General features: G+C 37.4%; 22 protein-coding genes, 2 tRNA genes and 3 pseudogenes. 10 read left to right on the forward strand and 17 right to left on the reverse strand.

Features of this window, described 5'->3' with window-relative positions; genetic code table 11:
* Nucleotides 1-24 precede the first annotated feature (24 nt).
* Nucleotides 25-1,434: an efflux transporter outer membrane subunit gene (locus ACFJIZ_RS02495; RefSeq protein ID WP_379090363.1), complete on the forward strand. Its 1,410-nt coding sequence runs from the start codon at nt 25-27 to the stop codon at nt 1,432-1,434.
* A 60-nt stretch (nt 1,435-1,494) separates the two neighbouring features.
* Here ACFJIZ_RS02495 and ACFJIZ_RS02500 read toward each other — a convergent pair.
* A tRNA-Arg gene (locus tag ACFJIZ_RS02500) sits at nt 1,495-1,566 on the reverse strand.
* Between the two features lie 220 nt (nt 1,567-1,786).
* Here ACFJIZ_RS02500 and mgtE point away from each other — a divergent pair.
* The 6 genes and pseudogenes from mgtE to ACFJIZ_RS02530 all read left to right on the forward strand — a co-directional run bounded on the left by mgtE (nt 1,787) and on the right by ACFJIZ_RS02530 (nt 7,066).
* Nucleotides 1,787-2,938: a magnesium transporter gene (gene mgtE / locus ACFJIZ_RS02505; RefSeq protein ID WP_379090365.1), complete on the forward strand. Its 1,152-nt coding sequence runs from the start codon at nt 1,787-1,789 to the stop codon at nt 2,936-2,938.
* Nucleotides 2,841-3,164, forward strand: coding sequence for a magnesium transporter (locus ACFJIZ_RS02510; protein ID WP_379090367.1), 324 nt, complete (start codon nt 2,841-2,843; stop codon nt 3,162-3,164). The genes mgtE and ACFJIZ_RS02510 overlap by 98 nt, the downstream gene beginning before the upstream one ends.
* A 45-nt stretch (nt 3,165-3,209) precedes the next feature.
* Nucleotides 3,210-4,897, forward strand: a pseudogene (locus ACFJIZ_RS02515) (helix-hairpin-helix domain-containing protein).
* A 35-nt stretch (nt 4,898-4,932) separates the two neighbouring features.
* Complete coding sequence (locus ACFJIZ_RS02520) at nt 4,933-5,538, forward strand: DUF4254 domain-containing protein (protein ID WP_379090369.1); 606 nt, start codon at nt 4,933-4,935, stop codon at nt 5,536-5,538.
* The gene (locus ACFJIZ_RS02525) at nt 5,539-6,573 is read left to right on the forward strand and encodes a glycosyltransferase family 9 protein (protein ID WP_379090371.1); all 1,035 of its coding nucleotides are present in this window, start codon (nt 5,539-5,541) and stop codon (nt 6,571-6,573) included.
* Nucleotides 6,566-7,066: a SixA phosphatase family protein gene (locus ACFJIZ_RS02530; RefSeq protein ID WP_379090373.1), complete on the forward strand. Its 501-nt coding sequence runs from the start codon at nt 6,566-6,568 to the stop codon at nt 7,064-7,066. The genes ACFJIZ_RS02525 and ACFJIZ_RS02530 overlap by 8 nt, the downstream gene beginning before the upstream one ends.
* A gap of 62 nt (nt 7,067-7,128) precedes the next feature.
* Here the strand turns inward: ACFJIZ_RS02530 and ACFJIZ_RS02535 are convergent.
* The 8 genes and pseudogenes from ACFJIZ_RS02535 to ACFJIZ_RS02570 all read right to left on the reverse strand — a co-directional run.
* Nucleotides 7,129-7,991 (reverse strand): annotated as a pseudogene (locus tag ACFJIZ_RS02535) (AMP nucleosidase).
* A gap of 142 nt (nt 7,992-8,133) precedes the next feature.
* A complete protein-coding gene (gene clpX / locus ACFJIZ_RS02540) occupies nt 8,134-9,372 on the reverse strand; it encodes an ATP-dependent Clp protease ATP-binding subunit ClpX (RefSeq protein ID WP_379090375.1) in 1,239 nt (412 codons plus the stop codon).
* A 73-nt stretch (nt 9,373-9,445) separates the two neighbouring features.
* Nucleotides 9,446-10,132 (reverse strand): ATP-dependent Clp endopeptidase proteolytic subunit ClpP, encoded by a 687-nt coding sequence (gene clpP, locus ACFJIZ_RS02545; RefSeq protein WP_379090377.1) that lies wholly within the window; start codon nt 10,130-10,132, stop codon nt 9,446-9,448.
* Nucleotides 10,133-10,396: 264 nt separating this feature from the next.
* On the reverse strand, nt 10,397-11,743 hold the full coding sequence (tig, locus tag ACFJIZ_RS02550; RefSeq protein ID WP_379090379.1) for a trigger factor: 1,347 nt from the start codon (nt 11,741-11,743) through the stop codon (nt 10,397-10,399).
* A 144-nt stretch (nt 11,744-11,887) separates the two neighbouring features.
* A tRNA-Leu gene (locus ACFJIZ_RS02555) sits at nt 11,888-11,969 on the reverse strand.
* Between the two features lie 130 nt (nt 11,970-12,099).
* A complete protein-coding gene (locus ACFJIZ_RS02560; protein ID WP_379090381.1) occupies nt 12,100-12,900 on the reverse strand; it encodes an ABC transporter substrate-binding protein in 801 nt (266 codons plus the stop codon).
* Nucleotides 12,901-12,906: 6 nt separating this feature from the next.
* Nucleotides 12,907-13,032 carry a hypothetical protein gene (locus ACFJIZ_RS02565; protein WP_379093853.1) on the reverse strand — a complete coding sequence of 42 codons (126 nt, stop codon included), beginning with the start codon at nt 13,030-13,032 and terminating at the stop codon, nt 12,907-12,909.
* 404 nt (nt 13,033-13,436) lie between these two features.
* Nucleotides 13,437-13,751: pseudogene (locus ACFJIZ_RS02570) on the reverse strand (S1-like domain-containing RNA-binding protein); the annotation flags it as partial.
* Between the two features lie 232 nt (nt 13,752-13,983).
* Here ACFJIZ_RS02570 and ACFJIZ_RS02575 point away from each other — a divergent pair.
* Nucleotides 13,984-14,208: a hypothetical protein gene (locus ACFJIZ_RS02575; protein WP_379090383.1), complete on the forward strand. Its 225-nt coding sequence runs from the start codon at nt 13,984-13,986 to the stop codon at nt 14,206-14,208.
* A gap of 2 nt (nt 14,209-14,210) precedes the next feature.
* Here the strand turns inward: ACFJIZ_RS02575 and ACFJIZ_RS02580 are convergent, their stop codons facing one another.
* The 8 genes from ACFJIZ_RS02580 to ACFJIZ_RS02615 form a co-directional block, all read right to left on the reverse strand.
* Entirely contained in the window at nt 14,211-14,639 is a 429-nt protein-coding gene (locus ACFJIZ_RS02580) for a DUF983 domain-containing protein (RefSeq protein WP_379090385.1), read from the reverse strand.
* Nucleotides 14,626-15,513 (reverse strand): AraC family transcriptional regulator, encoded by an 888-nt coding sequence (locus tag ACFJIZ_RS02585; RefSeq protein ID WP_379090387.1) that lies wholly within the window; start codon nt 15,511-15,513, stop codon nt 14,626-14,628. The genes ACFJIZ_RS02580 and ACFJIZ_RS02585 overlap by 14 nt, the downstream gene beginning before the upstream one ends.
* Nucleotides 15,514-15,600: 87 nt before the next feature.
* Complete coding sequence (locus ACFJIZ_RS02590) at nt 15,601-16,983, reverse strand: exonuclease domain-containing protein (RefSeq protein ID WP_379090389.1); 1,383 nt, start codon at nt 16,981-16,983, stop codon at nt 15,601-15,603.
* Nucleotides 16,984-17,532: 549 nt separating this feature from the next.
* Nucleotides 17,533-18,162 carry a phosphatase PAP2 family protein gene (locus tag ACFJIZ_RS02595; RefSeq protein ID WP_379090391.1) on the reverse strand — a complete coding sequence of 210 codons (630 nt, stop codon included), beginning with the start codon at nt 18,160-18,162 and terminating at the stop codon, nt 17,533-17,535.
* 84 nt (nt 18,163-18,246) lie between these two features.
* A complete protein-coding gene (locus ACFJIZ_RS02600) occupies nt 18,247-19,773 on the reverse strand; it encodes a hypothetical protein (RefSeq protein WP_379090393.1) in 1,527 nt (508 codons plus the stop codon).
* A gap of 26 nt (nt 19,774-19,799) precedes the next feature.
* Nucleotides 19,800-21,368 (reverse strand): alpha-2-macroglobulin family protein, encoded by a 1,569-nt coding sequence (locus ACFJIZ_RS02605; protein WP_379090395.1) that lies wholly within the window; start codon nt 21,366-21,368, stop codon nt 19,800-19,802.
* A 31-nt stretch (nt 21,369-21,399) separates the two neighbouring features.
* Nucleotides 21,400-21,846: a hypothetical protein gene (locus ACFJIZ_RS02610; RefSeq protein WP_379090397.1), complete on the reverse strand. Its 447-nt coding sequence runs from the start codon at nt 21,844-21,846 to the stop codon at nt 21,400-21,402.
* Between the two features lie 338 nt (nt 21,847-22,184).
* Nucleotides 22,185-24,596, reverse strand: a complete 2,412-nt coding sequence (locus ACFJIZ_RS02615; protein WP_379090399.1) for an MG2 domain-containing protein — start codon at nt 24,594-24,596, stop codon at nt 22,185-22,187.
* Between the two features lie 171 nt (nt 24,597-24,767).
* On the opposite strand from ACFJIZ_RS02615, the gene ACFJIZ_RS02620 reads away from it, so the two are divergent.
* Together ACFJIZ_RS02620 and ACFJIZ_RS02625 are read left to right on the forward strand one after the other, a co-directional pair.
* Nucleotides 24,768-25,160 (forward strand): response regulator transcription factor, encoded by a 393-nt coding sequence (locus ACFJIZ_RS02620; RefSeq protein ID WP_379090401.1) that lies wholly within the window; start codon nt 24,768-24,770, stop codon nt 25,158-25,160.
* 109 nt (nt 25,161-25,269) lie between these two features.
* Complete coding sequence (locus ACFJIZ_RS02625; protein ID WP_379090403.1) at nt 25,270-25,800, forward strand: DUF4199 domain-containing protein; 531 nt, start codon at nt 25,270-25,272, stop codon at nt 25,798-25,800.
* The last annotated feature ends 28 nt before the right edge of the window (nt 25,801-25,828 follow it).

Here is a 25,828-nt window from a genome sequence, read left to right on the forward strand (position 1 = left end):
ATGGTTCAATAAATAATTAAGAAAATGAAAACAACTATAAATAGCGCTTTTGTAATTCTATTACTGGTCTTAAGTGGCTGTAGCATTACAAAAGACATTACAAACCCTATCAAAGATGTGCCTATCAATTTTAGGAACATCACTGCCACCGATACCAACAGTATTGGTAAATTACCTGTGAAAGATTTCTTTGGTACACCAGCCATCCAACAGTTGATTGATAGTGCTTTGGTGAGAAATTTTGATCTGCAGATTGCGATCAAGAATATCGATGCTGCTGAACTGATCTTGAAAAGAGCTAAATTGGGTAATCTGCCCCAATTGAACTTACAGGTTACAGCCAATTCGAGCAGGCCATCAGATAACAGTATCAATGGATTAAGTACCTCACAGTTTCTTAAAACTACGCATATTGAGGATTACAATGCCAATTTGGCCTTAAGTTGGGAAGCAGATATCTGGGGTAAGATCAGCAGGCAAAAAGATGCGGCATATGCCGGTTATCTGCAGTCTGCTGAAGCAAAAAAAGCGGTACAGACCAGAATTGTAACCCAAGTAGCTTCAGGTTTTTATCGCCTGTTAATGCTAGATGCACAATTGGCTGTAGCGAAAAGAAATGTGGAATTGAATGAAAATACCTTAAAAATGATCAAAATGCAGTTTGATGCAGGTCAGGTTACTTCATTGGCCATTCAGCAGGCAGAAGCACAACAACTGCGTGCAGCTCAATTGATCCCACAACTCACACAAGAAATCAGCATCCAAGAAAATGCATTGAGCGAGTTGACAGGGAAATATCCATCTGCCATTGAACGTTCTACCACTTTGGCACAATTAACAGTGCCAGAGCAATTGGCAACTGGCGTTCCGGCAACGATGTTGAGCATTAGACCTGATGTAAAAAACATGGAACTGGGCTTAAGAATAGCCAATGCTAAAGTAGGAGTGGCCAATGCGAAACTCTATCCAAGTTTGACCATTTCTGCAAGTGGAGGTTTAAATTCTTTTCAGGCCAGCAACTGGTTTAATATCCCAGCTTCTTTGTTTGGCGTGGTTGGTGGTGGAATTACCCAACCTATTTTTCAACGCAAGGAGCTCAAAACCCAATTTGAATTGGCAAAGGTAGAACGAGAACAATCGGTATTGTTGTTTAGACAATCGGTAATTGCTGCGGTAGTAGAAGTTGCTAATGAACAGGCCAAGATTGAAAACCTAAAGAATGAATACGCCATTGCCCAAAACAGGGTAAAGACTTTACAATTGGCCGTTAAAAATTCGGATCTGTTGTTTAAAAGTGGAATGGCAAATTACCTAGAAGTGATCACCGCACAAGGAAACCTGTTACAAGGCGAACTAGACCTCACCAGTTTGAAAACAGCACAGTTAAATGCCAGTTTAGGCTTGTACAGGGCCTTAGGTGGCGGATGGCAATAAGCTCCAAAATACAGCATTAAATAGAAAAGGTTTGCAAATGAGTTTGCAAACCTTTTTTTGTGTCCCCGACGAGATTCGAACTCATATCGATGGTACCGGAAACCATAATTCTATCCATTGAACTACGGGGACATAGCTACAAATATAGAAAAAGATTGTACGTAAGACAGAAAAGGAAAGCCATAAAATTGCATTAAAACCCAAAAAACTCAACAAATGCCCGAGCAATAACATTTTGCCTTTAAAGATTTGACATCTTCCTTGAAATAATTGGCTTTTCTGAAAAGAAAAAGCCACTTTTGCAAAACGATAAAAAATAGGAAGAAACATGTAAATTTTAATTTGTTGAGTTATGGAAGAGCTGCTAGTAGAAGAGGTATTACAATTGTTAGAAAACGAAAGTGATAGGCAGTTAAAGGTCTATTTGAATGAGCTCAACATATCGGATGTAGAACATTTGATCGACGAACTTCCACAACATGCAGTTAAGTTTATCGAAACACTTTCTATCAAAAGAGCAGTCAACGTATTTCGTATCCTCGATTTCCCGACCCAAGAGCGGATCATCAAAAAACTGCAAAGCAATAAATTAACTGAAATTGTTAGGCAACTGCCTCCAGATGATAGGACTGCACTTTTAGGTGAGCTAAAAGGAGATGCAGTTAAAAAATTATTGATTCTTTTACCTGATAACGACCGCATCGAGGCCCTTCATCTTTTAGGTTATGAAGAAGATAGTGTGGGTCGATTGATGACACCAGATTTCATCGCCGTAAAAATAGATTGGACAGTGAGCAGAGTGCTTTCACATATCCGTCGATACGGTAAAAACTCTGAAACAATTGATGTGGTCTACGTCATCGATAAAGATGGGGTCTTATTAGACGATATCAGGATCAGAGAAATTTTATTGGCCGATCCAGAAGTGAAGATAGGCGAACTGACAGACAACAGGCTGATTGCCTTAAATGTAAAAGATCCACAAGAAGAGGCCATTAATGTGTTTAGAATGAACAATCGTGTGGCCTTGCCGGTAATTGACGACCAGAATATCCTTTTAGGTATTGTGACCATTGATGATATTTTGTGGATTGCACATGAAGAGTATACCGAAGATATGCACAAGATTGGGGGTACAGAAGCCCTTGATGAACCTTATCTGGATATGCCCATCTTAAAGCTAGTCAAAAAACGGGCAAGTTGGTTGATTGTTCTCTTTTTGGGAGAGATGCTCACCGCTACGGCCATGCAACACTTTGAAATTGAATTAGAGAAAGCAGTAGTGCTTTCCTTGTTCATCCCCTTGATCATGAGTAGTGGGGGCAATAGTGGATCACAGGCTTCGACCTTGATCGATCCAGGCCATGGCATTGGGCGAAGTAACGATTGCCTCCTGGTGGCGCGTAATGCGAAGAGAACTGATATCAGGCCTATTGCTGGGATTGATCTTGGGAACAATCGGTTTTGTTCGGATTTCCCTATGGCAAAACCTCGACCTATATAATTATGGAACACACTGGTTCTTGATTGCACTGACGATTTTCTTTACTTTGATCGGTATTGTGCTTTGGGGCAGTTTGATCGGTTCGATGATGCCAATCATCATGAAACGCCTAAAACTAGATCCAGCCACATCATCAGCTCCTTTTGTAGCTACCATGGTAGATGTTACCGGAATTGTTATTTATTTTAGTATTGCAGTATTGGTATTAAAAGGAGTACTGCTCTAACCCTTACTTGATTTAAACGCTTACAAAAACCTTAATTTAGCATTAATGGAAAATAAAGCTATAGCACGGACCTTAAAATTATTGGCGCAGCTGATGGAGTTGCACGAAGAAAATCCATTTAAGATCAAATCGGTAGCGAATGCTGCCTTTAAAATAGATAAACTGCCTTTTCCAATTGCCAAAAAACCTTTCGAAGAACTGGATAAGATTGATGGTATAGGCAAAAGCATCGCAGCAAAAATCATCGAACTTTTAGAGACTGGGTCAATCCAAGAATTGGAAAATGTGCTGACCCAAACTCCACCAGGTATTGTAGAAATGTTGGGTATCAAAGGTATTGGTCCAAAAAAGATCGCTGTGATATGGCATGAATTAGGTATAGAAAATGTTGGAGAGCTTTATTATGCCTGCAACGAAAACCGATTGATAGAAGCCAAAGGTTTTGGACTTAAAACCCAAGAAGATATCAAAAAGGTGATTGAATTTAAGATGGCCGCCAATGGTAAGTTTCTTTATGCACATGTGGAGGGTATCATTAACCAACTTTATACTGAATTAGCCGTAGGACTTAAAAAAGCAGGCGATGAAGAGGCTTTATTGGGTATTGCTGGAGATTTTAGACGTTTTATAGAAATTATTGAAGAGGCTGTATTTGTAATCGGAACCGACAAAAATGCCAATCTACTTGATCAACTGCAGTTGCATACAGGTTTAACATTTGCCCTTAGCGGTGATGATGTATTTACTGCACAAACAGAAACCGGTTTACAGGTAAAGATAGTTGTAGTGCCACGATTGGATTTCTATCTCCATTATTTTAAGCTAACAGGTAATGAGGCCCATGTAAATGGAGTATTGAAATTAGCTGGTGACGGACCTTTTAAAGATGAAGAGGAAATCTACGCAAAAGCAGGATTAGACTTTATTGTACCAGAATTAAGGGAAGGCCTAAACGAAATAGATTTGGCTGCCCAGCACCAATTGCCAAACCTGATTACCGATCAAGACTTAAAGGAAGTTTACACAACCACTCTGATTGGAGCGATGGTGTACATACTTTAGAAGAAATGGCCTTATATTGTAAAGAAGAGCTTCAATTGGAATATCTGGGTATTTGCGACCACTCTAAATCTGCATTTTATGCAAAAGGGCTAACCGAGCAAAGGGTATATGCACAGCACCAACAGATTGCAGAGCTGAATGCTAAATTGGCACCCTTCAAGATTTTTAAAGGGATTGAAAGTGATATCTTAAATGACGGTTCTTTAGATTATAGCGACGAGATTTTAAAAACCTTCGATTTTGTAGTGGCTTCTGTACACAGCAATCTAAGAATGGAGGAAGAGAAGGCCACGGCCAGACTGATCAAAGCCATCGAAAATCCATATACTACTATTTTAGGTCACCCAACAGGAAGATTATTGTTAAGCCGAAAGGGCTATGATATCGATTATAAAAAGGTAATTGATGCCTGTGCCGCAAACCAAGTGGTGATAGAGATCAATGCAAATCCCTTGCGTTTGGATCTAGACTGGCGTTGGCATCGTTATGCCTTAGAAAAGGGGGTGTTGCTATCGATCAATCCAGATGCGCATAGAAGGGAAGGTTTCCACGATATGCGTTACGGTGTAATGGTTGGTCGCAAAGGTGGATTAACAGCCATTAATTGCTTAAATGCCTTTTCTTTAGCCGAAATATCAGCTTATTTTGCCAAGCGAAGTGAGAATTTTTAACCTTTTATCTATCAAATTATATATAACTTTGTTGCATGATAAGTGAAATAGCCAATCAGATTTTTAATCAGGCGATAACCGATTACCATCAATTTGACAATATTGATCAAGTTGCAAACAATCCTCATGACAAGGATAGCTTGGCACATTTGCTTTATCTTAAAAACTGGATAGATACTGCGCAATGGCACATGGAAGATGTAGTGAGGAACCCTTCAATTGATCCAGTTGAGGGATTGGCCTGGAAAAGACGTATCGATGCCCAGAATCAGGTGCGTACAGACATGGTAGAGTTTATTGATGGTTATTTCTTAGATCTTTATAAAGGTGTAACACCAGATGCAAGCGCAAAGGTGAATACAGAAAGTCCGGCATGGGCAATTGACCGATTGTCTATCTTGGCGCTGAAAATCTATCATATGCAAGAAGAAGTAGATCGACCAACTGCAACAGAAGAACATCGCAAACAATGTCAACAGAAACTGACGATCTTATTGGCGCAAAGAACAGATCTATCAACCAGTATCGACGAGCTTTTAGCAGATATCCAAGCAGGAAAGAAATACATGAAAGTGTATAAGCAGATGAAGATGTATAACGACCCGAGTTTAAATCCAGTGTTATATAATAAAGTAAAATAAATGCCTTTAAAAGGTAAAGTTATCGTTCTACGTTTTTCTGCCATGGGCGATGTAGCTATGGTAGCATCGGTATTGCGTGAATTTTCTGTCCAAAATCCAGCAGCTGAATTGGTGATGGTGACCAGGGAAGCCTTTAAACCTTTTTTTGATGGGATCAACAACCTGACTTTTCACCCCATCCATCCAAAAAGCCTTCATAAAGGTGTAAATGGGCTATATAAATTATACAAAGAACTCAAAAGTTACCAACCCATTGCTATTGCAGATCTACATGACAATTTGCGAAGTAGGACATTGTGTACTTTTTTCCGCTTAACAGGTATCCAGATTGAGCGGATAGACAAGGGTAGGGCCGAAAAATGGGCTTTGACCAGAACTACAAATAAGATATTTAAACCTTTAAAACAAACAGTAGAACGTTATGCTGATGTTTTCCGGATTTTGGGTTTTGGACTACAATTAAAGCATACTTTAGTTAGGGCACCTCAAAAACTGCCAATTTCGATTGATGGATTGTTTGCAGCTCCATCTATCAAAAAAATCGGAATCTCGCCTTTTGCACAGCATGTGTTTAAAGTGTACCCATTGGCAAAAATGGAAGAGGTAATTGCGGTATTGGATACCATGGGTTATCAGTTGTTTATTTTTGGTGGAGGTAGTGAAGAGAAAGCTGTTGCCGACAAATGGCAGGAGAAATTTAAAACAGTTAATAGTTTGATCGGTAAGGTTACATTGAGAGAAGAATTGGAGGCGATTTCAAATCTCGATCTGATGTTGAGTATGGATTCTTCTGGTATGCACATGGCATCTTTAATGGGGGTACCTGTGGTCTCAATTTGGGGCCCGACACATCCTTATGCAGGTTTTTTGGGCTACGGGCAAGCTGAAACAGATTGTTTACAGATAGACCATCCAAACAGGCCCAATTCAATTTATGGAAACAAACCATGCCTTTGTGATGTTATGCCTTGTATCGAACTGATTGAACCTCAAACTATAATAAACAAAATAAAAGAAAGGTTGATGAATGGCTAAGCAATTGTTGTTAATTAGACATGCCAAATCTGATTGGGGAAGTGCAAGCTTAACTGATTTTAATAGGCCATTAAATAGAAGAGGAAATACGAATGCTCCAGAAATGGCAGAAAGGATGGTTAAGCAACGAATTGTGCCGCAACTGATCGTAAGTAGCCCTGCTGTAAGGGCATTGACCACTGCAAAGTATTTTGCCAAAACTTGGCATATCCAAAATGAAGATATCGTAGAAGAAAAAGCAATCTATGAAGCGAATGTAAAAACCTTGCTTGCCATTGTCAATCAGTTAGATGACCAGTTTGAGCAGATTGCCTTATTTGGTCATAATCCTGGCCTAACAGATTTAGCAAATTACCTCAGTAATGGGCATATCTATAACATGCCTACCTGTAGTGTGGTGATCATCGAATTTCCTTTTGAAAGTTGGAAGGAGATCGGTAATGACACAGGTAAAATCGTACTATTCGATTATCCTAAAAGCGACGAAGACTGATGTCAATAAAAAAAGAGAAACCTAGTTTTAGATTTCTCTTTTCTATATAAAGATAAAGTTGATTAAAACTTCAAGTGTTTAACGGTCAAACCACCATTGATCAACTGTTTTAAAGAGTCAATGCCAATTTTAAGGTGGCTTTCTACATAATTGGTGGTTACAGAGCTATCACTTTCTGCGGTTTTTACACCTTCTGGTATCATTGGTTGGTCTGAAACCAATAATAAGGCACCTGTTGGATCTTATTGGCAAAACCAGTTGTAAAAATAGTTGCCGTTTCCATATCTACTGCCATGGCACGCAAGCTCTTCAAGTATTTTTTAAAGTCTTTGTCGTGCTCCCAAACCCTACGGTTGGTCGTATAACAAGTTCCTGTCCAATAATCTCTAGAGTGGTCTCTTATGGTTGTTGAGATGGCTTTCTGTAAAGCAAATGCAGGTAATGCAGGTACTTCTGCTGGTAGGTAATCGTTTGATGTTCCCTCGCCTCTAATGGCAGCGATAGGTAAGATCAGGTCACCTAACTGGTTTTTCTTTTTCAATCCACCACATTTCCCTAAAAACAATACTGCTTTAGGATTAATGGCAGTTAAAAGGTCCATCATGGTTGCGGCTAGCGGACTTCCCATACCGAAATTGATAATGGTGATCCCATTTGCAGAGCAACTTTGCATGGGTTTATCTAGACCCATAATAGGGGCATTGTCATTCCATTCAGAAAACATGGTTAGATATTTACTGAAATTGGTCAATAAGATGTAACTTCCAAAATCTTCTAAAGCCCTACCCGTATAACGAGGCAGCCAATTTTTTACGATATCATCCTTTGACTTTAATCCTGATTTTACCGGAGTTTCAACCTCTTTTACTTTTTTGGCTTTTGCCACAATCTTTTCATCTTTTTTTACGTCTTTTTCTTCGTTCATATTGTACTCCTTTTTATATATTCTTATTAAATGTGATCCTGAACTTTGTTTCGAGATCTTTAGGTCAGCTGCTCAATAAATCTGGCAGAACCCGTATTTGTAAGTTAAAAAAAATCCCCTAGTATAACTAGAGGATTTCATTTTAGGCCGCTTTTAATTTCTTAAAATCTGCTTTTTCAAATTTTTCTATCGCATACTCTAGTGTAATATGCAGGTCTTTTATTTCCTCGTCTGATGGGGTATCGTACATGGCATCCAGCATGATCGCTTCGCAAATAGACCTTAAGCCCCTTGCACCCAATTTATATTCCATTGCTTTATTCACGATAAAATCCAATACTTCATCATCAAATACCAGATTTACGTTCTCATATTCAAAAAGCTTGATGTATTGTCTCATCAATGAGTTTTTAGGCTCAGTTAAGATATTTCTTAAAGCTTGAATATCTAAAGGATTTAAGTGTGTAAGTACTGGTACACGACCAATCAGCTCAGGTATCAACCCAAAAGCTTTCAGATCTTGAGGGGTAATGTATTTGTATAGATTCTTCAGATCTAAGTCTGCCTCATCCTTTTTCACTTTGTAACCCACCGCCTGTGTACGTAAACGATTTGCTATTTTACGCTCTATGCCATCAAATGCACCGCCGCAAATAAACAAAATATTATTGGTGTTTACTGGGATCATTTTTTGATCGGGGTGTTTTCTTCCGCCTTGTGGTGGGACATTTACAATGGTACCTTCCAGAATTTTAAGGAGGGCCTGTTGTACACCTTCGCCAGAAACATCTCTAGTAATGGAAGGATTATCGCTCTTACGGGCAACTTTATCCACCTCATCGATATAGACTATGCCACGCTCTGCAGCAGCCACATCGTAATCAGCAGCTTGCAATAAACGGGTTAAAATGCTCTCTACATCTTCACCTACATAACCAGCTTCTGTTAATACCGTAGCATCTACAATACAAAAAGGTACATGTAAGATCTTGGCAATTGTTTTGGCCAAAAGTGTTTTACCTGTTCCAGTTTCGCCAACCAGCATGATGTTCGATTTTTCAATCTCTACTTCATCCTTGTCAATTTTCTGGCTTAAACGTTTGTAATGGTTATATACGGCCACAGAAAGTACCTTTTTTGCATCATCCTGACCAATTACATATTGATCAATATGGGCCTTGATCTCGGCAGGTTTCAACAATCTAAACGAATCGTCAAATGCCTTACTTTTTTTATTGCCCAATTCTTGAGCGAGCAAAACATTGGCCTGCGTTACACATTTGTCGCAAATATATGCATCCATACCCTCTATCAGCATTAAAGTTTCCTGCTTCGGAGAGTTACAAAAAGAGCAACGAGAATCTTTATTTTGTTTAGCCATTTTTTATAGTTTTCAGTGGGCAGCTATCAGTTTACAGTTTTTTAACTGAAAATGGACAACTGCCCACTGGTTTTTATTTATTTGAACCTAACACCTCATCAATCATACCAAATTCTTTAGCCTCATCAGCTTTCATCCAGTAATCACGATCTGATGCTTTCTCTACCCATTCGTAACTTTGTCCTGAATGCGTTGAAATGATGTCGTACAATTCTTTTTTCAACTTTAACATCTCTCTTAAATTGATCTCCATATCCGAAGCAACACCTTGTGCACCTCCAGATGGTTGGTGGATCATTACTCTTGAGTGTGTTAAAGCAGCACGTTTACCTTTTGTACCTGCAACCAATAAAACCGCACCCATTGATGCTGCCATACCTGTACAGATTGTAGCCACATCTGGTGTGATGTACTGCATGGTATCATAGATGCCTAAACCTGCATAAACCGAACCTCCAGGAGAGTTGATGTAGATCTGGATATCACGATTGGCATCGGTTGATTGCAAGAACAACAACTGCGCTTGGATGATATTTGCATTCTGGTCGTAGATCGCATCTCCTAAAAAGATGATACGGTCCATCATCAAACGTGAAAAAACATCCATCTGTGCTACATTTAACTGACGTTCTTCAATGATATAAGGTGTCATTGATTTTGGAGAGTTATTTGTGGCCGATATAAATCTATCAACGTTTAAACCATTAATTCTATGGTGTTTAACTGCGTATTTTCTAAATTCTTCTTTATCTATTTTCATGATATTTATATGTTATCTTTTTTAAGCTTATCTAAATTTGGTGTATTTAAACAATTAGTAGCTAGCTAAATTATTTAAAACTTCCAATAATCAAACAAATATTGGTCAGATATAAGCAATCTTCTTTGAATTGACCTAATGTTAGACAAAGAGATTACCAAAATGATCGGATAAACCAAGAGCAGCTAAAAGCTGCTCTTAAAAAAGATATCTTCATCTTGACATTATGCTGAATTGAATTTAGCATAATGGATACAACTTGTCTTACTTCAATTCGATAAACTTGTTATAGTCTATGTCTTTTTGATCTAAAGTTGCAACAGATTGGATGTGTTCGAATACTTTCAAAGCCTTCACCTCATCGAAAATACGATTTGCATTTTCTTTTTCCTGCAAGAAGTTGGCAGTATACTGTGCCAATTGGTCTTCAGGCATTGGTTGTGGGCTATACATTCTAAACTGCGCATCTAAGCGTTGTTTTGCAGTTTCGAAAACATCTTTATAATCAATTTTAATGTCGTTGTCGGTAATGATCTTGTTCTCGATCAAAGTCCATTTAAGGTTTTTTGCGAAATCAGCATAACCTTGTTCCAATTCTTCATCGGTCAATTTTTCGTTGGTGGCCTTTAACCATTTACGTAAAAATTCGTCAGGTAACTGCATTTTAGTCTGCTCGGTAAGCTTGGTATAGATATCGTTCTGTAATTTACGATCTGCATCCTGCTTAAACATGCTTTCCACTTCTTCAGTTATTTTAGCTCTAAAACCAGCTTCATCACTTACTACATCTGCACCAAATATTTTATCAAAGAACTCTTGGTTCAAATCCGATTCTTCCAAACGGTTTACATTTTTAACCGTTACCTGGAATTTCGATTTCAATTCTTTAGCATCTTCTTCGCCAATGTTCAACAATTTCGCAATTACTGCTTCGTTGTTGTCAAAAGCTTTTTGGATGTCTAATTCCAATACCGCATCTTTCTTTAAACCTACTAAAGATTTCAAGATCTTTTTGTCGGTTACCAAGTCTAAGCGGATAGAACCTGTACTGTTAATTCCTCCTTCAAAAACTGAACCATCAGGAGAAAGTTGTGCCAATTCAGCATAAAGTACATCTCCTTCTGCCGAAACTTCAGGGTTTGTCATTTTGCCATAGCTTTTACGGATGTTTTTGATACGGGCTGCTAAAGTTTCTTCGTCAGCTTTTACACTGTATTGAACAAATTTGTCTTTAGAAGTAACCTCGATATCTACTTTTGGTGCTAGACCTAATTCATATTTGAATTCGAACTCATCAGTATTGTCCCATTTAAACTCTTTGGTATCGTCCATTACAGGTAAAGGTTGACCTAAAACCTCAACTTTGTTATCGGCCAAGTGTTTAGATAAGGCTTCGCTCAACATGTTGTTGATTTCTTCAACCAAGATGCTTTTGCCATACATTCTTTTCATGTGGGCAACTGGAACCATTCCTTTACGAAAACCAGGTAGATTAGCTTTTTTAGCTTGCTCTTTAAGGGCTTTATCAACTCTTGGAGTGTAATCTTCAGGTGCGATAGTAACTTTAACTACTGCGTTTAAATCGTCAATTTTTTCCTGTGTGATGTTCATTCTATTCTAGATCTGAGTATGGAGATATGAGCTCGAGACAGTTAACCGCTCTTCAGACACATCTCGATTTATTTTTTGTACTAAACAAATCCTTTTAAAAATAAAACCGTTCCAATTTGCATTGGAACGGCCTTGATCTTATTGTGCGGAAGAAGGGACTCGAACCCCCACGCCGTGAAGCGCCAGTACCTAAGTCTGGTGCGGCTACCAATTACGCCACTTCCGCAGTTAGGATTTATTAAGGACTGCAAAGATAGCGTTTTGCATCAATTATCAAAAAGTAAAATGATTTATTTTTAATAAAATTTTATGTTTTTGATCAGTATAGAATTCTTGCTTATTTATTGTTCTAATTACTAAGGTTTTAGCTCGCCTTGTAAATGGAAGAGATAATTTACCGCTTTAACCAATCTGCTGCCATACCACGAAAACATTTCACCATCTACCAACATTACCTTCGCTTCCGGTAGCAAAACCCTGATTTCTTCTAGGTGTTTTTCTTTAAAAGGATAGGGCTCTGAAGACAGGAATACCAGTTGGCAGTTTAAAGTTTTCAGCTCTTCGGATGTAATTTCGGGGTATCTGTTTTGTGTGATGATATTTTGCAACCCAATCTTGCGCAAGATGTCATCTATAAAAGTATTTCTGCCAGCAAACATGTAGGGGTCTTTCCAAATCAGGTAAGCTACAGTTTGGTTGATTCCTTTTGATAGGGCCAAAGTTTGGAGGTCTGTAAAACCGGCATTGATCAAATGGTTTAAATAAGCAGCCTCTGGTTCACGATCTACGATTTCGCCAATTTGTGTAATGGTAGCCATTGCATCTTCCAGGTTGCTGATGTCGCTCATCCATACCGGAAATTCTTCCATCAGCAATTCGATCTCTTGCTGGGTATTCTCTTCTTTGTTACCAATGATCAGGTCGGGCTGGAGTTGTCTGATCTGATCGATCCCTAATTTTTTGGTTCCTCCAACCTTGGTTCTGGTTGCAAACTTCTCTATAGGATGGATGCAGAATTTTGTAATGCCAACCACTTCATCATCCAACCCTAAGTCAAATAAAAGCTCGGTTTGCGATGGCACGATCGAAACAACCCTCTTGGGTGGGTAATTTATGGTTACCGTTCTGTGAAGTTGGTCAACAAAAGTTCTTTGCATTGTCCATTAATCTGCCAATTGATCCACAACGATTTTAATCTCGCTATCCGTAACGGTGATGATGCGCTCTTTGTACAAACCACCAATAGCTTTTTTAAATGCGCTTTTGCTGATCTGAAAACGTTCGTAGATTCTTCTGGGGTACTTTTATCGCCCAACAAGATCACACCTCCGTTTTCTCTCAGTTCTTTTAAGATCACGTCTTTGGTATCTAAAATGTGTCCGTAACCCATTGGCTGTAGGCTCAGGTCTATTTTGCCTTCTACGCGTACCTTTTTTACCCAACCTTTACGCTGTTCGCCAGGTTTTAAATGGGCGAACAGTTCATTGTGGTACAATAATCCTGTATATCTGTTATTGATGATCGCATTGAAACCCAAGTCGGTCTGTTCGCTGATCAGCAAGCTCACCTCATCGCCCTCATCAAGGTCAAAATCATCTTCCTCAATAAACTTGTCCAATCTGGAAGAAGCCAGCATACGTTGGTTGTTCTCGTCTAAATAAACATATACTACATAGCTCTCGCCTTTGTGCATGGGTCTTTTTTGTTCTCGTACCGGAACATAGATGTCTTTACCAATACCTAAATCTAGGTAAGCCCCATCTTCGCTCGAATCAACCACTGTCAGGTAGGCAAAATCGTCTACTTCGGCCAATGCGGGTTTGGTGGTGGCAATGGTATTCCCATCTTTATTTACAAATACAAACGCTTTGATATTGTCGCCTAGTTCTGCATTTTTAGGCACATCAATGTAGGGTAGTAGAACTTCTCTTTCGCCATCAGACAAACTTAAGCCATCACTGTTTTTAGCCACAATCCTCAAGTCGTTGTATTTTCCTATTTCAATCATTTTATTATTAGTTAAACTATTTTCTTCAATAGCTATTTATTTTTTTGAACTGCAAAGGTAACAATCTTTAGGTGGGAAACCTGTGTGTTAAGGAGGAGCAAATAAATATTGATGGGAATTAGTTTACTTTAAGTTTTGTCCTTCGATTAAAAATTGGTAACTTATTCAAAACTTTTAAAGCCTATAGGTGTTCATTAAATAGGCTTTAATCTTTAAAAAAGGGGAGGTGTCAATGAAAATGTCAAAACAGGAAAACGTTAATGGTTTTACTTCAGTAAGCCATTTGCCAAAAGAACAAAAAAATGCTCAGACTAATCCAATCGTAGAAAAGTATATTGAAAAACGTAGGGACAAGGCCGAAGAGCAAGCGCAGAAAGAAGAAGATGAAACAACGCATGCCAAACAGACCAAATCAAATTGGGATGAGTTGATCAGCTATAGGTATGCGATTTTTTAAAACTATTTCTTTGCTTTTATACTTCTTTCAGGTTCGTAATTTAAACCTGGAGATAGCCAATATAATAAAGCTATCCTTGAATAACGGTAGTTGAAAGGAGAAAACAATACGGTTGTTCCGAATAGGATAGCTACAAAATACCATAGGTTTTCGTATTCCAGTTTTAGTCCAAAAATATAGGCTGCAACACTTACGGTAATCATTTCGGCCACATTCATGGCGTAACTTACAAACATGGAAACATAGAAGTAACCTGGTTCACGTTCAAATTTAAGGTTGCAATGTGGGCAAACCTCATTCATCTTCTGGATTTTAAAACCATATGTAGGACCAGAAAATACATTTCCAACCCTACAACGAGGACATTTGGCGTTTACCATTCCCTGCCATTGCGAGATATATAGCTCTTTGTTTTCTTTATTTGCTTCCATGTGTGTTGGTATTTAATTTTCTGAATTTTTCTGGTGTAAGTCCTTCGTACTTCTTGAAGAATTTGATAAAATAAGATTGGTCGTCGAAATTGAGTTTCGCTGCAACTTCCGAAATCATTAGATCTAAGTTGATCAATAAACGTTTAGCCTCTAAGATTACCCGATTTCTGATCAATGTGCCTGCCGAAACGCCTAAAAAATCATTGCACAAAGCGTTAAGGTGGTTAGGGGTGATGTACAAGAGTTCTGCATATTGTTTAGGCAACCTCAAGTGCGCATAATTGGTTTCAATAAGGTTTTGGAAATTCTTTAATAAAGTATGGTTGTAAGAATGTCCATTTGGGTTTTGCATGACATTAGTCGTTCTGGCTATTTCTATAAATAACCTGATCAGTAAGGTTTTTACAAGGTCATCGTTAAGCGGTTGCTCATTGAGTCCCTCCTTTAAAATATCTTCAAAAATAGGAGTAATCCGTTCTTGTGTAGCTGTAGGGAGTTCAATTACCTGATGGTCTGGTTGGCCACTGAAAAAACTAAAATCGGCTAAATAATCAGGTTTTAAAAGAAAAGAACTAAGGTAATTGCTAGAAAAGTTGATGAGGTAACCATCGGGCTCCGTACTAAAATCCCAACTATGTACCTGGCCCGGTATCATAAAATACACCAACCCAGGTTTGACCTCAAATTTTTTAAAGTCGATCTGCTGCTTGCCTGTTCCTGCTGTAAAAAAAACCAGATGATAAAATGAGTGGCGATGTGCCGAATGCAAATGCTGATGTTGTTTGGCATAATATCCGAAACGACTTACCAAAATGCCATCATTTTTGTAAGTTTTAAAGTTTTGGATATCGTAAACAGGAATATCAGATTTCATATACAAAAGTACCAATTAATAATGGCTTGCTAAAGGTATAATCCCTACTTAAAATAGTACTTTTTACTGATTAGTGAACAATTTGATTTAAACCGCTATAGTTAATGGAATGGTTTTTTGAGGATACTGACTGCTATGTGATAAAATTAGGTTCATGATATAGTCGTTTGAAGGGTAGGGTGTAATGGCAGATTTTAAGGTTTCAAGGTCATTGATGTCGCTATACTCAGAAATGTAACCCATGCCATAGAATTTTCCTCTTTCTACCCATACACAACTTTTTTCTTCTTCAGACCTCCCATTGTCTATGAGTACAAAAGAGGGCAGCAAGTCTTGTAGCTGTTTCATGGCGGCTGCTACCCGATCGTTATACTCTTCTGCACTTTCTTCGCCTATACAAGCACCTTGACATCCACCATCAACATATAAACTGCAGGCACCTCTATGGGTTTGAATAAAACATAGTTTTTCGCAGAGCAGATGTTCGCTTGCTATAGTCCTTAACAGCTGATGTCCTTCTAATAGATTGTTGAAGCTATAAAGTACAGTACCATTTTTCCTGTATTTATCGATACCTAGACGGATGTATCCATTTTGGTCTTCGAAATGATAGAGCGAATACTTTTGCTCAAAACGTTTCATTGCCCTGTTGTTTTCTGGCCAAAGTTTTTTGATTTCTGCAGCTTCTAAAATAAAAGCCATCAGCTCTGTGCCACAGATTTGAAAATCAATGCTGTGAATTGTTCTCAGGAAATTTTGTCGTTGTTGGCTAATGCTATGCCCACTAAAATGAGTACAGACACGCTTTTTTAATTGTTTCGCTTTTCCTACATAAATCACCTTGCCCTTTTCATCTTTAAAATAGTAGACGCCTGGCGTATTGGGCAGTTTATCTATCTCTGACCTTTGTAGGTTGGGGGGTAATGTTTGTTCTTTAGAACTTCTTTTTAAGGTATCTTCAATCAAACCATCAGTATCTTTTTGGATCAGCATGCTTAAAATAAGAGCAGTTGCACTGGCATCGCCACCTGCTCTATGTCTATTGTTTAAAGGAACTGCCAAAGCTGTACAAAGCTTGCCTAAGCTATAGGAGGTCAAACCAGGAAACAACTTTCTACTTAACCGAACAGTACAAAGCTTTTTATTATGGAGGGTGTAGCCACAAGCCTCCAGATGATGGCGAATAAATGAATAATCGAAGTTGACATTGTGTGCAACGAATATTTTATCGTGTAGCAATTCGTAGATCTGCGGGGCTACTGTTCTAAAATCTGGTGCGGAAGCTACCATTTCATCATCTATTCCTGTTAAGGCTTGGATGTAGATTGGAATATGCTGATGGGGGTTGATCAGTGTTTCATAACTTTCAATAATCTCCTGCCCATTGTGGATGTGTATAGCAATTTCGGTAATGCCATGAGATGCGGCATAACCTCCGGTGGTTTCGATATCTACAACTGCATACAACATAATGATCAAATGATTAAACAAATATATGCTAAAAATATTAGTAATTAAACACTGGTTTAATTTTTATTTGAGGGAGCAAATTTTTTGATTTTGTTTATTTGGAGCGGGATGGCTTAATCTTAATATAGGTCCAGAATTAAATTTACAACTAGGGGGAATAAAAGATAAAAAAATGCAAGTAGATATAATAAATCGTTAAATGCATCGTCTATATATACGAGAGCGTTAATTTAGATGACGGGGATAGGGCATAGCTTTATCTCCGTCTCATTTTTTAGGGCTTTTTGAAAAAAAAATGTGACAATTACCCGATTCTAAATATTAAAGTGTATCTATGTAATGAGAGCGTTAATTTAGATAACGGGGATATAGGCCTAGCCTTTATCCCTGTTTCTTTTTAAAGGCTTTTTCTCTTTAGCAATAGCACTTTTGCTGGTGTCACTTTGAACCTTGCTCGCAAATAAAATAACAGATTGATACAATAATTTACAAGATAGCTCGTCTATATATACGAGAGCGTTAATTTAATAACGGGGATGGGCTTCGGCTTTATTCCCGTTTCTTTTTGAAATAGAAATAACATAAAGGGAATAGGCAGATCAATCCTAGAATAAATCCACCTAAGGTATCTGTAAACCAATGTGCGCCTAAATAAATTCTCGAAAATGCAATGGTAGCCATGTAAAATGCAGAAATGTAGGTAACAATATTTCTTGTCATTTTTGGAATGGTCTTTAACGTCCGCATTAGAACAATCATAAATCCGAAAAAAAGAACGTAAGAAAGTACGTGCCCACTTGGAAAACTTTGAAACCTATTGATTTCTACTAAACGCACATAAAATTCGGTAGGTCTTGGCCGATCGATTATATTTTTGATGCCTAAAATAATCAGACCAGAGAGTAATATAGAAGTGATAAAATAGGCTTCTCTTTTAAACTTAAAGAAATAGAATATTGCCGCTACCACCACTACCATTAATAAAGAAAAAGGCAACTCACCAAAAAAGCTGATGGCCAACATCACTTTATCCATTAAATCAGAATGGTATTTTTGGATAAATAGAGAAATCTTAAGGTCTATAGCTGGCACAGGATGATGCGCCACAAACAGACTGAGCAATATAAAACTAATGATCAATGCAAATAGGCAGATGAGGATATTGTTCTTTTTTAGCATTGGATTTATTGTAATACGATTATTGTTCTGCACTAAGATAAAGATTAGAAGTCTAAACCTTAAAGATTAACTGCAAAACCCTAACTAAGGTTTTACAGTTAATCTAACTCCTTCAGAATGAGTGCTAAATTCTGGTGCGTACATGCATTGTAAAGAGGTTATTCCATTAGAGAAATTTCCGGCATGTGTTACACGCAATGCATATTCAAAAACATAAGTTCCTTTGCTGAGGTAACTGATAAAAAAGTTTGTGCTGGCGTCTTTTGTACTTTCATAATAACCCAGACCATCCTGGTATTTATACTTCGAAATTACATTTACGGGCTCAAGTCCAGCCGAACGCATATCTTTGAGGTGTACGTATTCCATGTCTCTGTCCGAATAAATTTCGATCCTAATCTTTAAGAGGTCGCCAGGAGTAAGCACATTGTTTGCCGTTAATGGTGTAAGTACATCTCCCTTGGCAGATTGTTTTTGCAGAAACAATTGTTTCTTGATTTTTACACCTGTTTCTGCTGGTGTTATTTTATCCAATTGCTCAAAATATTGCCAATATAAACTGCCCCATGCTATAGTTTTGTTGGTGTTCTTGATTTCAACCTTGCCCATTTCTGGTTTAACATTGGTACCGGCTATTGTTATTTTCTGATAACCTGTTCCTGCTTCCTTTGCGTTGTTGGCAAAGCCTAAATCTTTTAAAGTCTGATTGCCGATCAAAATCTCTGGTGCTGCTGTTTCACTTAATAAATCATATCCTCTGTTCAGCAAGGCATAACAGGCAGCAGTTGTGGCTTTGGTTGTTTTCCAATCATTGGTCTGCTTATTTTTTAATAGCCATATTTTCATCTCTTCTACAGCGTTTAGGTCAGCAGCAACCTCATCAAAAGCTTCTATTAAAAGTGATTGTGTTTCTATTGGACTTTGGTACCACCACCAACCATTGCGGTTATTTGCCCAGTACATTCCCATCTCATTGCTTTGTTGTGCAGTTTGCTTCAATAGTCCGATTATTTTAAGCGCGGCAGCATTGTTCCCATTTCTATGTAAAACCAAAGCCACTTGTCCCTGTTGGTAAATGTCCATTTCTTTCCAGTCTGTAAGTGCTTTTTCTATATAATGGGCAAAGGCCTTATTATAATTCGGGTTGTTATTCTTTAAAGTAATGTAACTTCTAGCATACAGATAATGTAATGGAAGATAAGCATAACCTTTCCCTTTGATTTCTTTCGTATAATCCTCAACTAATTTTTGACTTAAATAAGAGACTGCTTTGTTGAGCATTCTATCAAAATTTGGATAAGCTTTTTCAGCAATTAATTTCAATTTCTTAAGTTGTCCCATACCCAAAACAATATGTTGGGTAATGTAACGGTCTTCGTTCATGCCACTAAACCAAGAGAAAGACCCATTTGCATTTTGCATTTGCTCTAGTTTCTCGAAATTGTTTTTGAGCTCATAGGTCATTCTATTTAGATCGAACAAAACAGCCAATCTTTTTTTGCGCTCAGTCTCGTTATTCGCATTCCTAACCCAAGGCGTTTCTTCCAGTAAAATAGATTTCAGTTCTTGGTTCTTTTCAAGGTTTGATAACAAAGCATTGCCATTGTCCATTTGTTTCCATTGGTCAAATACCTGTTTTATTCTTGGAGAACTGTTGATGATCCTTTGGCAAAGCTATTGGCATAAAAACGACTAAAAGTCTGTTCTGCACACTCATAGGGATATTCCATTAAATAGGGAAGGGCCTGTATGGCATACCAAATTGGATTTGAGGTAAATTCGAAGGTTAAAGATTGATTACGCAAAGTTTTAGAATTACCCGATTTAGACAGTTTTTCCATGTTAAATGTGCTGGTGGTATTGCCACGTACATTTAAAGGCATACTTTCTGTCACCAACATAGAATTTGGCAGCACAGGTATGGTCATTTCTTCGCCATCACTGTATTTTCCAGACTGGGCAATAAGTTTGTAGCTGATGGCACCGACACCCGATGGAATGATCAATGGCCATTTTAATGCTTCATTGCCACTATTTGTAATTTCAAAAGAAAGTTCTGATTTAGCATTGGGTGCTAAGATTTTAATCAGTTTGCCAGTTAATGCATCACGTAATTCTAGAAGTACTTCACCTTTTAATTTTGAACCAGATAGGTTATTCAATTTTGCACTAAATAGAATGGTATCTCCTTCTCTAAAGAACCTTGGTGCATTGGCAGAGATAGCCAATTGTTTTTGAGTGATCAACTCGTTTGTAACAGTAGTTGTTTTTAAGTCTTTGGTATGCGCAAACCCCATCATCTTATATCGAGTTAGAGATTGTGGAACGGTAAACTCGATAGTAATCTCGCCTTTTTCGTTGGTATGTAACTGCGGATAAAAGAAAGCGGTTTCGTTAAAGTTTGAACGCACTTCAACTGCTTTAGGCATTGTAACCGGTTTGCCATTGATCAGATAGGTCTTAGATTTTTCGTCATAACCTTCCATGCTTGCAAAAGTATATACAACACTTTCTTCGGTTACGCTATAAGGTGGTGCAACAAACTCTTTAGCTTGCGTATCACTACGTATCGTAGCAATAGCACCAGCCATTGATCTTTGCATATCATTCTTATTGTTATTTCCAAATCCGGTTACAACAACTTCCGCTAATGAATTATTCTCGCTAAACAATTTAATATCGAGTCTTTTGTTTTGGCCAACGATAATCGTCCTGACTTCGTAACCTATAAGAATAACCTGGACTTGATCACCAACTTTGGCATTGATGCTATAAACTCCGTATTGATCGGAGGTTGTTGTGGTTTTACCAACTTTTATGGTCGCTCCCGGAATAATAAGGCCCATATTGTCCATAATTAGACCATGTACTGTTTTACCTTTTTTAAGTTCGGCTAATTTTTTGATTGCTTCTTCACTCAATCCTTGTTTTTTTACATTTTGGATCATATTCAGATAGTCTCGATAACCGCTGTTATATCCTCCATAATAATTAAAGCCAAAAAGGTTTAGGGTTTCGTAAGTTCGATTTAATTGAGCGAAATAACCTTGATTGTTTATTCTCAAAAACCAAAGATTCCTTCCATTAGCAAGATTAAATAGATTTAACCGCCAGTTATAAGAATCGTAGTTGTAAGCAGTTTGAATATTGCTTTCCCAATCCATTTTTTTCAGGTCATCAAGAGAAGCATCATATAAAGTGGCCAACAGCTCGGCAATTTGTTTTTCGCCCTGCTTGTTACTGATTCTGTAATTTCCAGCTCTCTTTTTCCCCTGGTTGAAGTTTATTCCTAAAGGTCAAAAATTTAATTTCTAATTGTTTGCTGGCATCAACGATGTTTACTTTTTGGATTGAATTATAGATGTTGCCATTATAGACCATTGTAAATTGTACGGCAAAATCATTTTTAAAATTGCTTTCAGGTTTAATTTGTATGATTTCCTGTTTATCCGAAAGAGTTAACCATACTTTTTTCGAAACTTGGTTTCTATAATATACTTCGTAATAGGCTTTGGTGTTTGGAGCTAATCCAGCTATCCTAAAAATAGCACTTTCGCCAGGTGTAATTACATTTTTTTCAGTAACGAGCCACTCTGCATTGTTTTGGATGGAAACAGCTTCAGCTCCATAGATCCGTACAATTTTTTCGAGCGTAATCGTGTCATTTAGTGTATTTATAGCCATAAATTTGGCTTTATAATAACCAGCTGGAAGATCTTTACTGTTCAGGTTAAGCTTTCCCTTTCCATCCGCTACCTGAAGATCTTGCTTAAACTGTAAGCGCTTTACCTGCCATTTTGTAGGTTCGCTTTCATTGTCATAATCATCATTTGGAAAGTTTTTGATGAAATCCTCACGACTTAAGCTGTATTTTTCTGCATAAAACGGACTTTTGGTCGTTAACCTTTCAGGTGCTTTAAGTAATTGCCATTCTACCTTTAAATTGGCCTTGATTCGTTCGTTGTTGAGGTTAAGAATTAAAAAAGATAAACTATCTGTTTTTTCTTTTAAAAATAGTTGACCTAATAGAGGTAGATTAAAGTGATGTCTTTTTTACCCACATTTAAACTTTGTGTATTGGTACGGGTTTCACCATTGAGATCGGTAATTTCAACTTTGATATCGAAAGTATAATTTTCTTGTGGTTGGTTTGATTTTGCAAAAAAGCCAAGTTCAAATTTGCCATCCGCTTTTGTTGTTGTGCTGCCAATAGCAATTTGTTTTGGGTTTTGGTAGGCATACCTGTCAAACCTATAATTTGTAATGACCCTCTGAAAAACTGTATATTTTACCTTGGCACCTGAAACAGCATAACCAGAAAAAGTTTGTGCTGCACCTTGTAATTTAATGCTGTCGTTTAGCTTATATTTTTGATTTAACTTGTCAAATTTAACTTCAAATGTTGGCCTTTTGTATTCTTCTACCTGAACCAAAATGCTACCGAAATCAGTATGTAACCTCATCGATCCATTTAACTTTCCAGTAGGAATAGTAAATGAACCTTGAAAAGTGCCAAATTCGTTAGTGGTTACCTTTGTTTCCTCAATCTTCCCACCATTGGTGTCGTATAGACCGATGTGCATTGTTTGCGCAGTAAGGATGCTGTTCTTATCATGCTCATTGATAATATAAAGTCCTTTGTAGTAAATGGTCTGCCCAGGACGATAAATTGGACGGTCTGTAAATAAGATGACTCGTTTCCGGATTTCATTTTCATCGTATTTATAATTTTCGATATCGATATATGTCGAATCCCTTTCGTGGATCACTAATGCCTTTTGTATATTTGTGATTTCGTTGGTTTCTGCATAGCCAAATTCATCTGTTTTTAAACTTACCCCATTGATGTTTTCGTTTCTACCCGCATAATACTTTGTCCCTTTTTGATGGATGACAACATTTTTTAAAGGATAACCTGTTCTGCTATCTTTTACAAAATACTCATGCATTCCGTTTTTTGATAGGCGATTGGTAATGGCCAGATTAGATGCCTTAAAGTTGGCATAATTTAAAGTGCTTTCTGTGGGATTGTCTTTTGAACCTTGAACGAAAATTACATAAGAACCTGCAGGTAACTTGTCAATTTTATCAATAAGAGTATGTGTTTGATGATCTATTGATTGAGGTAGAATAACGATCCATTCTCTAAGCAATTTATTGTTTTTTAAGAAATTAAGGTATTGTTGTTTGTCATTTAGTTCAAAGTACCTGTTGCTTGTTGCAGGTTTTTGATATAATTTTAAATAGAGCGTGTCTAAATTTTTGTAGGTAAAGCGAATTTGTGCCGGCCGATCAGGAATTATCGTTTCTTTGACTTGAATGCTAAGCTCTTGGCGTTTGATCTGTTGAATCAGATTTTTGGAATTTTGGCTACCTATGCTTGTAGGGTATGCATTTATGGCCCTGTTTGCAATGTCAACTGCCTTAACCAGATTTAAATTGCTTGTGTCTACCTGCAACTGGGCATTTCTGATCAACACCGCCTGTTCGTACAGCACATCTGCATAGATTTCGGTGTTTTTGATTTGATTTGCTAATGATTCTAATGCTTTATAAAACTCCTTATGTTTATCGACGCTGGTACTGTTTTGGTAGATAAATTTTAGTCTTTTTAGATCAGCATCTGCCAATGCCGCTAAATTTTTATGTTCGGTATGAAATTTTAAAAGATTTCTAAAAATGCCTAATGTTTTAAGATACGTAGAACTGCTATCACTTTGTGGAATAGCTATGGCTAAAAATGTATGCGAATCGGTAAAACCCAATGGATAGACAACTTCAACAGTACCATTATCAAGAGGTGTGATCCCCATTTGATTGTAAGCAAAAACATCAATAGCTCTATGTGCCAACAAATCGTATAAGGTTGGTCTTAAAATCCTGTTCTGCTTATCGCCAATTAAAATGTCATTTAAAGCACCCATTTTTACATTTTGTAACAAGTCTGCTTGGGCCAGCGACGCCAAAAAAGTAACCGTTATTTCTTCAGTGAGTTTCTGATTGGACCATGTTTTAATGTCATCACCAATATTGCCTTGTACATTGGTACGATTTGAAATCCTATACATGTTCTGTTGGTAGTATTTCCAATAGGTTTCGGCTAATAATGATTGTAATACGCTTTTTTCTGGTTGTTTGGCTGAACCAATATCTTGCTTTAGGTCAGTTAGAATTTTGGTAAATGCATCTTCTTCCAAATAGCTTTGGAAAAGCATTCTATAGATGACAGATTTGATCAATAAGGTGGTATTGCCCTCGGCTCGAGCCTGATTGTTAATCTTATTGATTAGCGCCAATGCATTTTTTGGCTGTGCAGCGTTTGCAAGTGAATCGATCTTATAAAAATCGTTAACAGTATATTTTTGCGAAAAGGCATTGGAATGAAATAGGAAAATACAAACAAATAATAGAGAGAGACGTATAAAATTCTTCATAATTGCTAAATTTAAAAGAGGATGTGGTAACTGTTGAAATTCCATATTTTTGACAAAATAAAATTCTTAAGCCACAAGGCAATTTACAAGAATATGCGACTAGATTTTATGCATTTTAAAAGATATAAACAGATTTTTTTATACGGAACAAGCCTTGCTATATTGATAATTTTGGTAAGATGGTTAGAAATCCGCTTCATCATCATGCAACATTCGTTCGAGTACTATGCAGGTGGGATTGCCCTTATATTTACAATGTTGGGCATTTGGTTGGCCTTAAAACTCAGCAAGCTTAAAATTGAAACCAAAGTGATAGAAAGAGAAGTCATTATGAATGGATTTGAATTTAACCAATCTGCTTTTGATGCGCTTGGCCTGAGCAAAAGAGAGTTGGAAGTTTTACAGTTGATGGCCACAGGGCTGAGTAATCAAGAAGTTGCCGATCAGTTGTTCGTTTCTTTAAATACCATTAAGACCCACATTAGCCGTTTGTTCGAGAAGCTGGATGTAAAACGAAGGACCCAAGCCATTGAAAAGGCCAAAAAACTAGCGCTGATTTCCTGAAGATCTTCATACTTTAGTAGTAAAGACCTGTTTTTGATAAAAATCACCCAAAAGTATGAAGCCTATGTAGAACCCATGAACTTACTTTGTGGGATAAATTAAATTTTTTATGAAAAAGAACATACTCATTTTTGGATTATTATCTGGTTTGATCGCCAGCTCGATGTTGATCGTTTCAGCAGTGCAATGTTACAACAACAAAGACTTCTCCGGTAACATGGTAATGGGTTTTACCCTCATGATATTGGCCTTCTCTTTTATTTTTGTGGGCATTAAAAATTATAGAGACAAGTTTAATCAAGGTGTGATCAGTTTTGGAAAGGCCTTTAAAATTGGGATTTTAATCGCTTTTATTGCGTCTAGCATTTATGTAATCACATGGTTGATTGCCTATTACGGATTTATACCAGATTTTATGGAAAAATATGCCGCACATGTGATTGATCAGGCAAGAGCAGCTGGAAAAACAACGGTAGAAATCAATCAGCAGATTGCTGAGATGCAAGATTACAAAGAGATGTATAAAACCCCAATTGGTGTGATTTTATTAACTTATATGGAAATTTTACCAGTGGGGATAATTATTACTTTGTTAAGCGCATTGATTCTAAAAAGAAAACAGGCTACAGCTATCGTGTAAAATATCGTAAATTGCGCCAAAATTGAAA

The organism is Pedobacter sp. UC225_65 (assembly GCF_042698365.1).
Taxonomy (GTDB): domain Bacteria; phylum Bacteroidota; class Bacteroidia; order Sphingobacteriales; family Sphingobacteriaceae; genus Pedobacter.

Bases quoted from the DNA above. Each gene is read 5' to 3' on its own strand.
- ACFJIZ_RS02495 (WP_379090363.1), top strand. From the start codon at position 25: ATGAAAACAACTATAAATAGCGCTTTTGTAATTCTATTACTGGTCTTA.
- mgtE (WP_379090365.1), top strand. From the start codon at position 1,787: ATGGAAGAGCTGCTAGTAGAAGAGGTATTACAATTGTTAGAAAACGAA.
- ACFJIZ_RS02510 (WP_379090367.1), top strand. From the start codon at position 2,841: ATGCGAAGAGAACTGATATCAGGCCTATTGCTGGGATTGATCTTGGGA.
- ACFJIZ_RS02520 (WP_379090369.1), top strand. From the start codon at position 4,933: ATGATAAGTGAAATAGCCAATCAGATTTTTAATCAGGCGATAACCGAT.
- ACFJIZ_RS02525 (WP_379090371.1), top strand. From the start codon at position 5,539: ATGCCTTTAAAAGGTAAAGTTATCGTTCTACGTTTTTCTGCCATGGGC.
- ACFJIZ_RS02530 (WP_379090373.1), top strand. From the start codon at position 6,566: ATGGCTAAGCAATTGTTGTTAATTAGACATGCCAAATCTGATTGGGGA.
- clpX (WP_379090375.1), bottom strand. From the start codon at position 9,372: ATGGCTAAACAAAATAAAGATTCTCGTTGCTCTTTTTGTAACTCTCCG.
- clpP (WP_379090377.1), bottom strand. From the start codon at position 10,132: ATGAAAATAGATAAAGAAGAATTTAGAAAATACGCAGTTAAACACCAT.
- tig (WP_379090379.1), bottom strand. From the start codon at position 11,743: ATGAACATCACACAGGAAAAAATTGACGATTTAAACGCAGTAGTTAAA.
- ACFJIZ_RS02560 (WP_379090381.1), bottom strand. From the start codon at position 12,900: ATGCAAAGAACTTTTGTTGACCAACTTCACAGAACGGTAACCATAAAT.
- ACFJIZ_RS02575 (WP_379090383.1), top strand. From the start codon at position 13,984: ATGAAAATGTCAAAACAGGAAAACGTTAATGGTTTTACTTCAGTAAGC.
- ACFJIZ_RS02580 (WP_379090385.1), bottom strand. From the start codon at position 14,639: ATGGAAGCAAATAAAGAAAACAAAGAGCTATATATCTCGCAATGGCAG.
- ACFJIZ_RS02585 (WP_379090387.1), bottom strand. From the start codon at position 15,513: ATGAAATCTGATATTCCTGTTTACGATATCCAAAACTTTAAAACTTAC.
- ACFJIZ_RS02590 (WP_379090389.1), bottom strand. From the start codon at position 16,983: ATGTTGTATGCAGTTGTAGATATCGAAACCACCGGAGGTTATGCCGCA.
- ACFJIZ_RS02595 (WP_379090391.1), bottom strand. From the start codon at position 18,162: ATGCTAAAAAAGAACAATATCCTCATCTGCCTATTTGCATTGATCATT.
- ACFJIZ_RS02600 (WP_379090393.1), bottom strand. From the start codon at position 19,773: ATGGACAATGGCAATGCTTTGTTATCAAACCTTGAAAAGAACCAAGAA.
- ACFJIZ_RS02610 (WP_379090397.1), bottom strand. From the start codon at position 21,846: ATGGCTATAAATACACTAAATGACACGATTACGCTCGAAAAAATTGTA.
- ACFJIZ_RS02615 (WP_379090399.1), bottom strand. From the start codon at position 24,596: ATGAAGAATTTTATACGTCTCTCTCTATTATTTGTTTGTATTTTCCTA.
- ACFJIZ_RS02625 (WP_379090403.1), top strand. From the start codon at position 25,270: ATGAAAAAGAACATACTCATTTTTGGATTATTATCTGGTTTGATCGCC.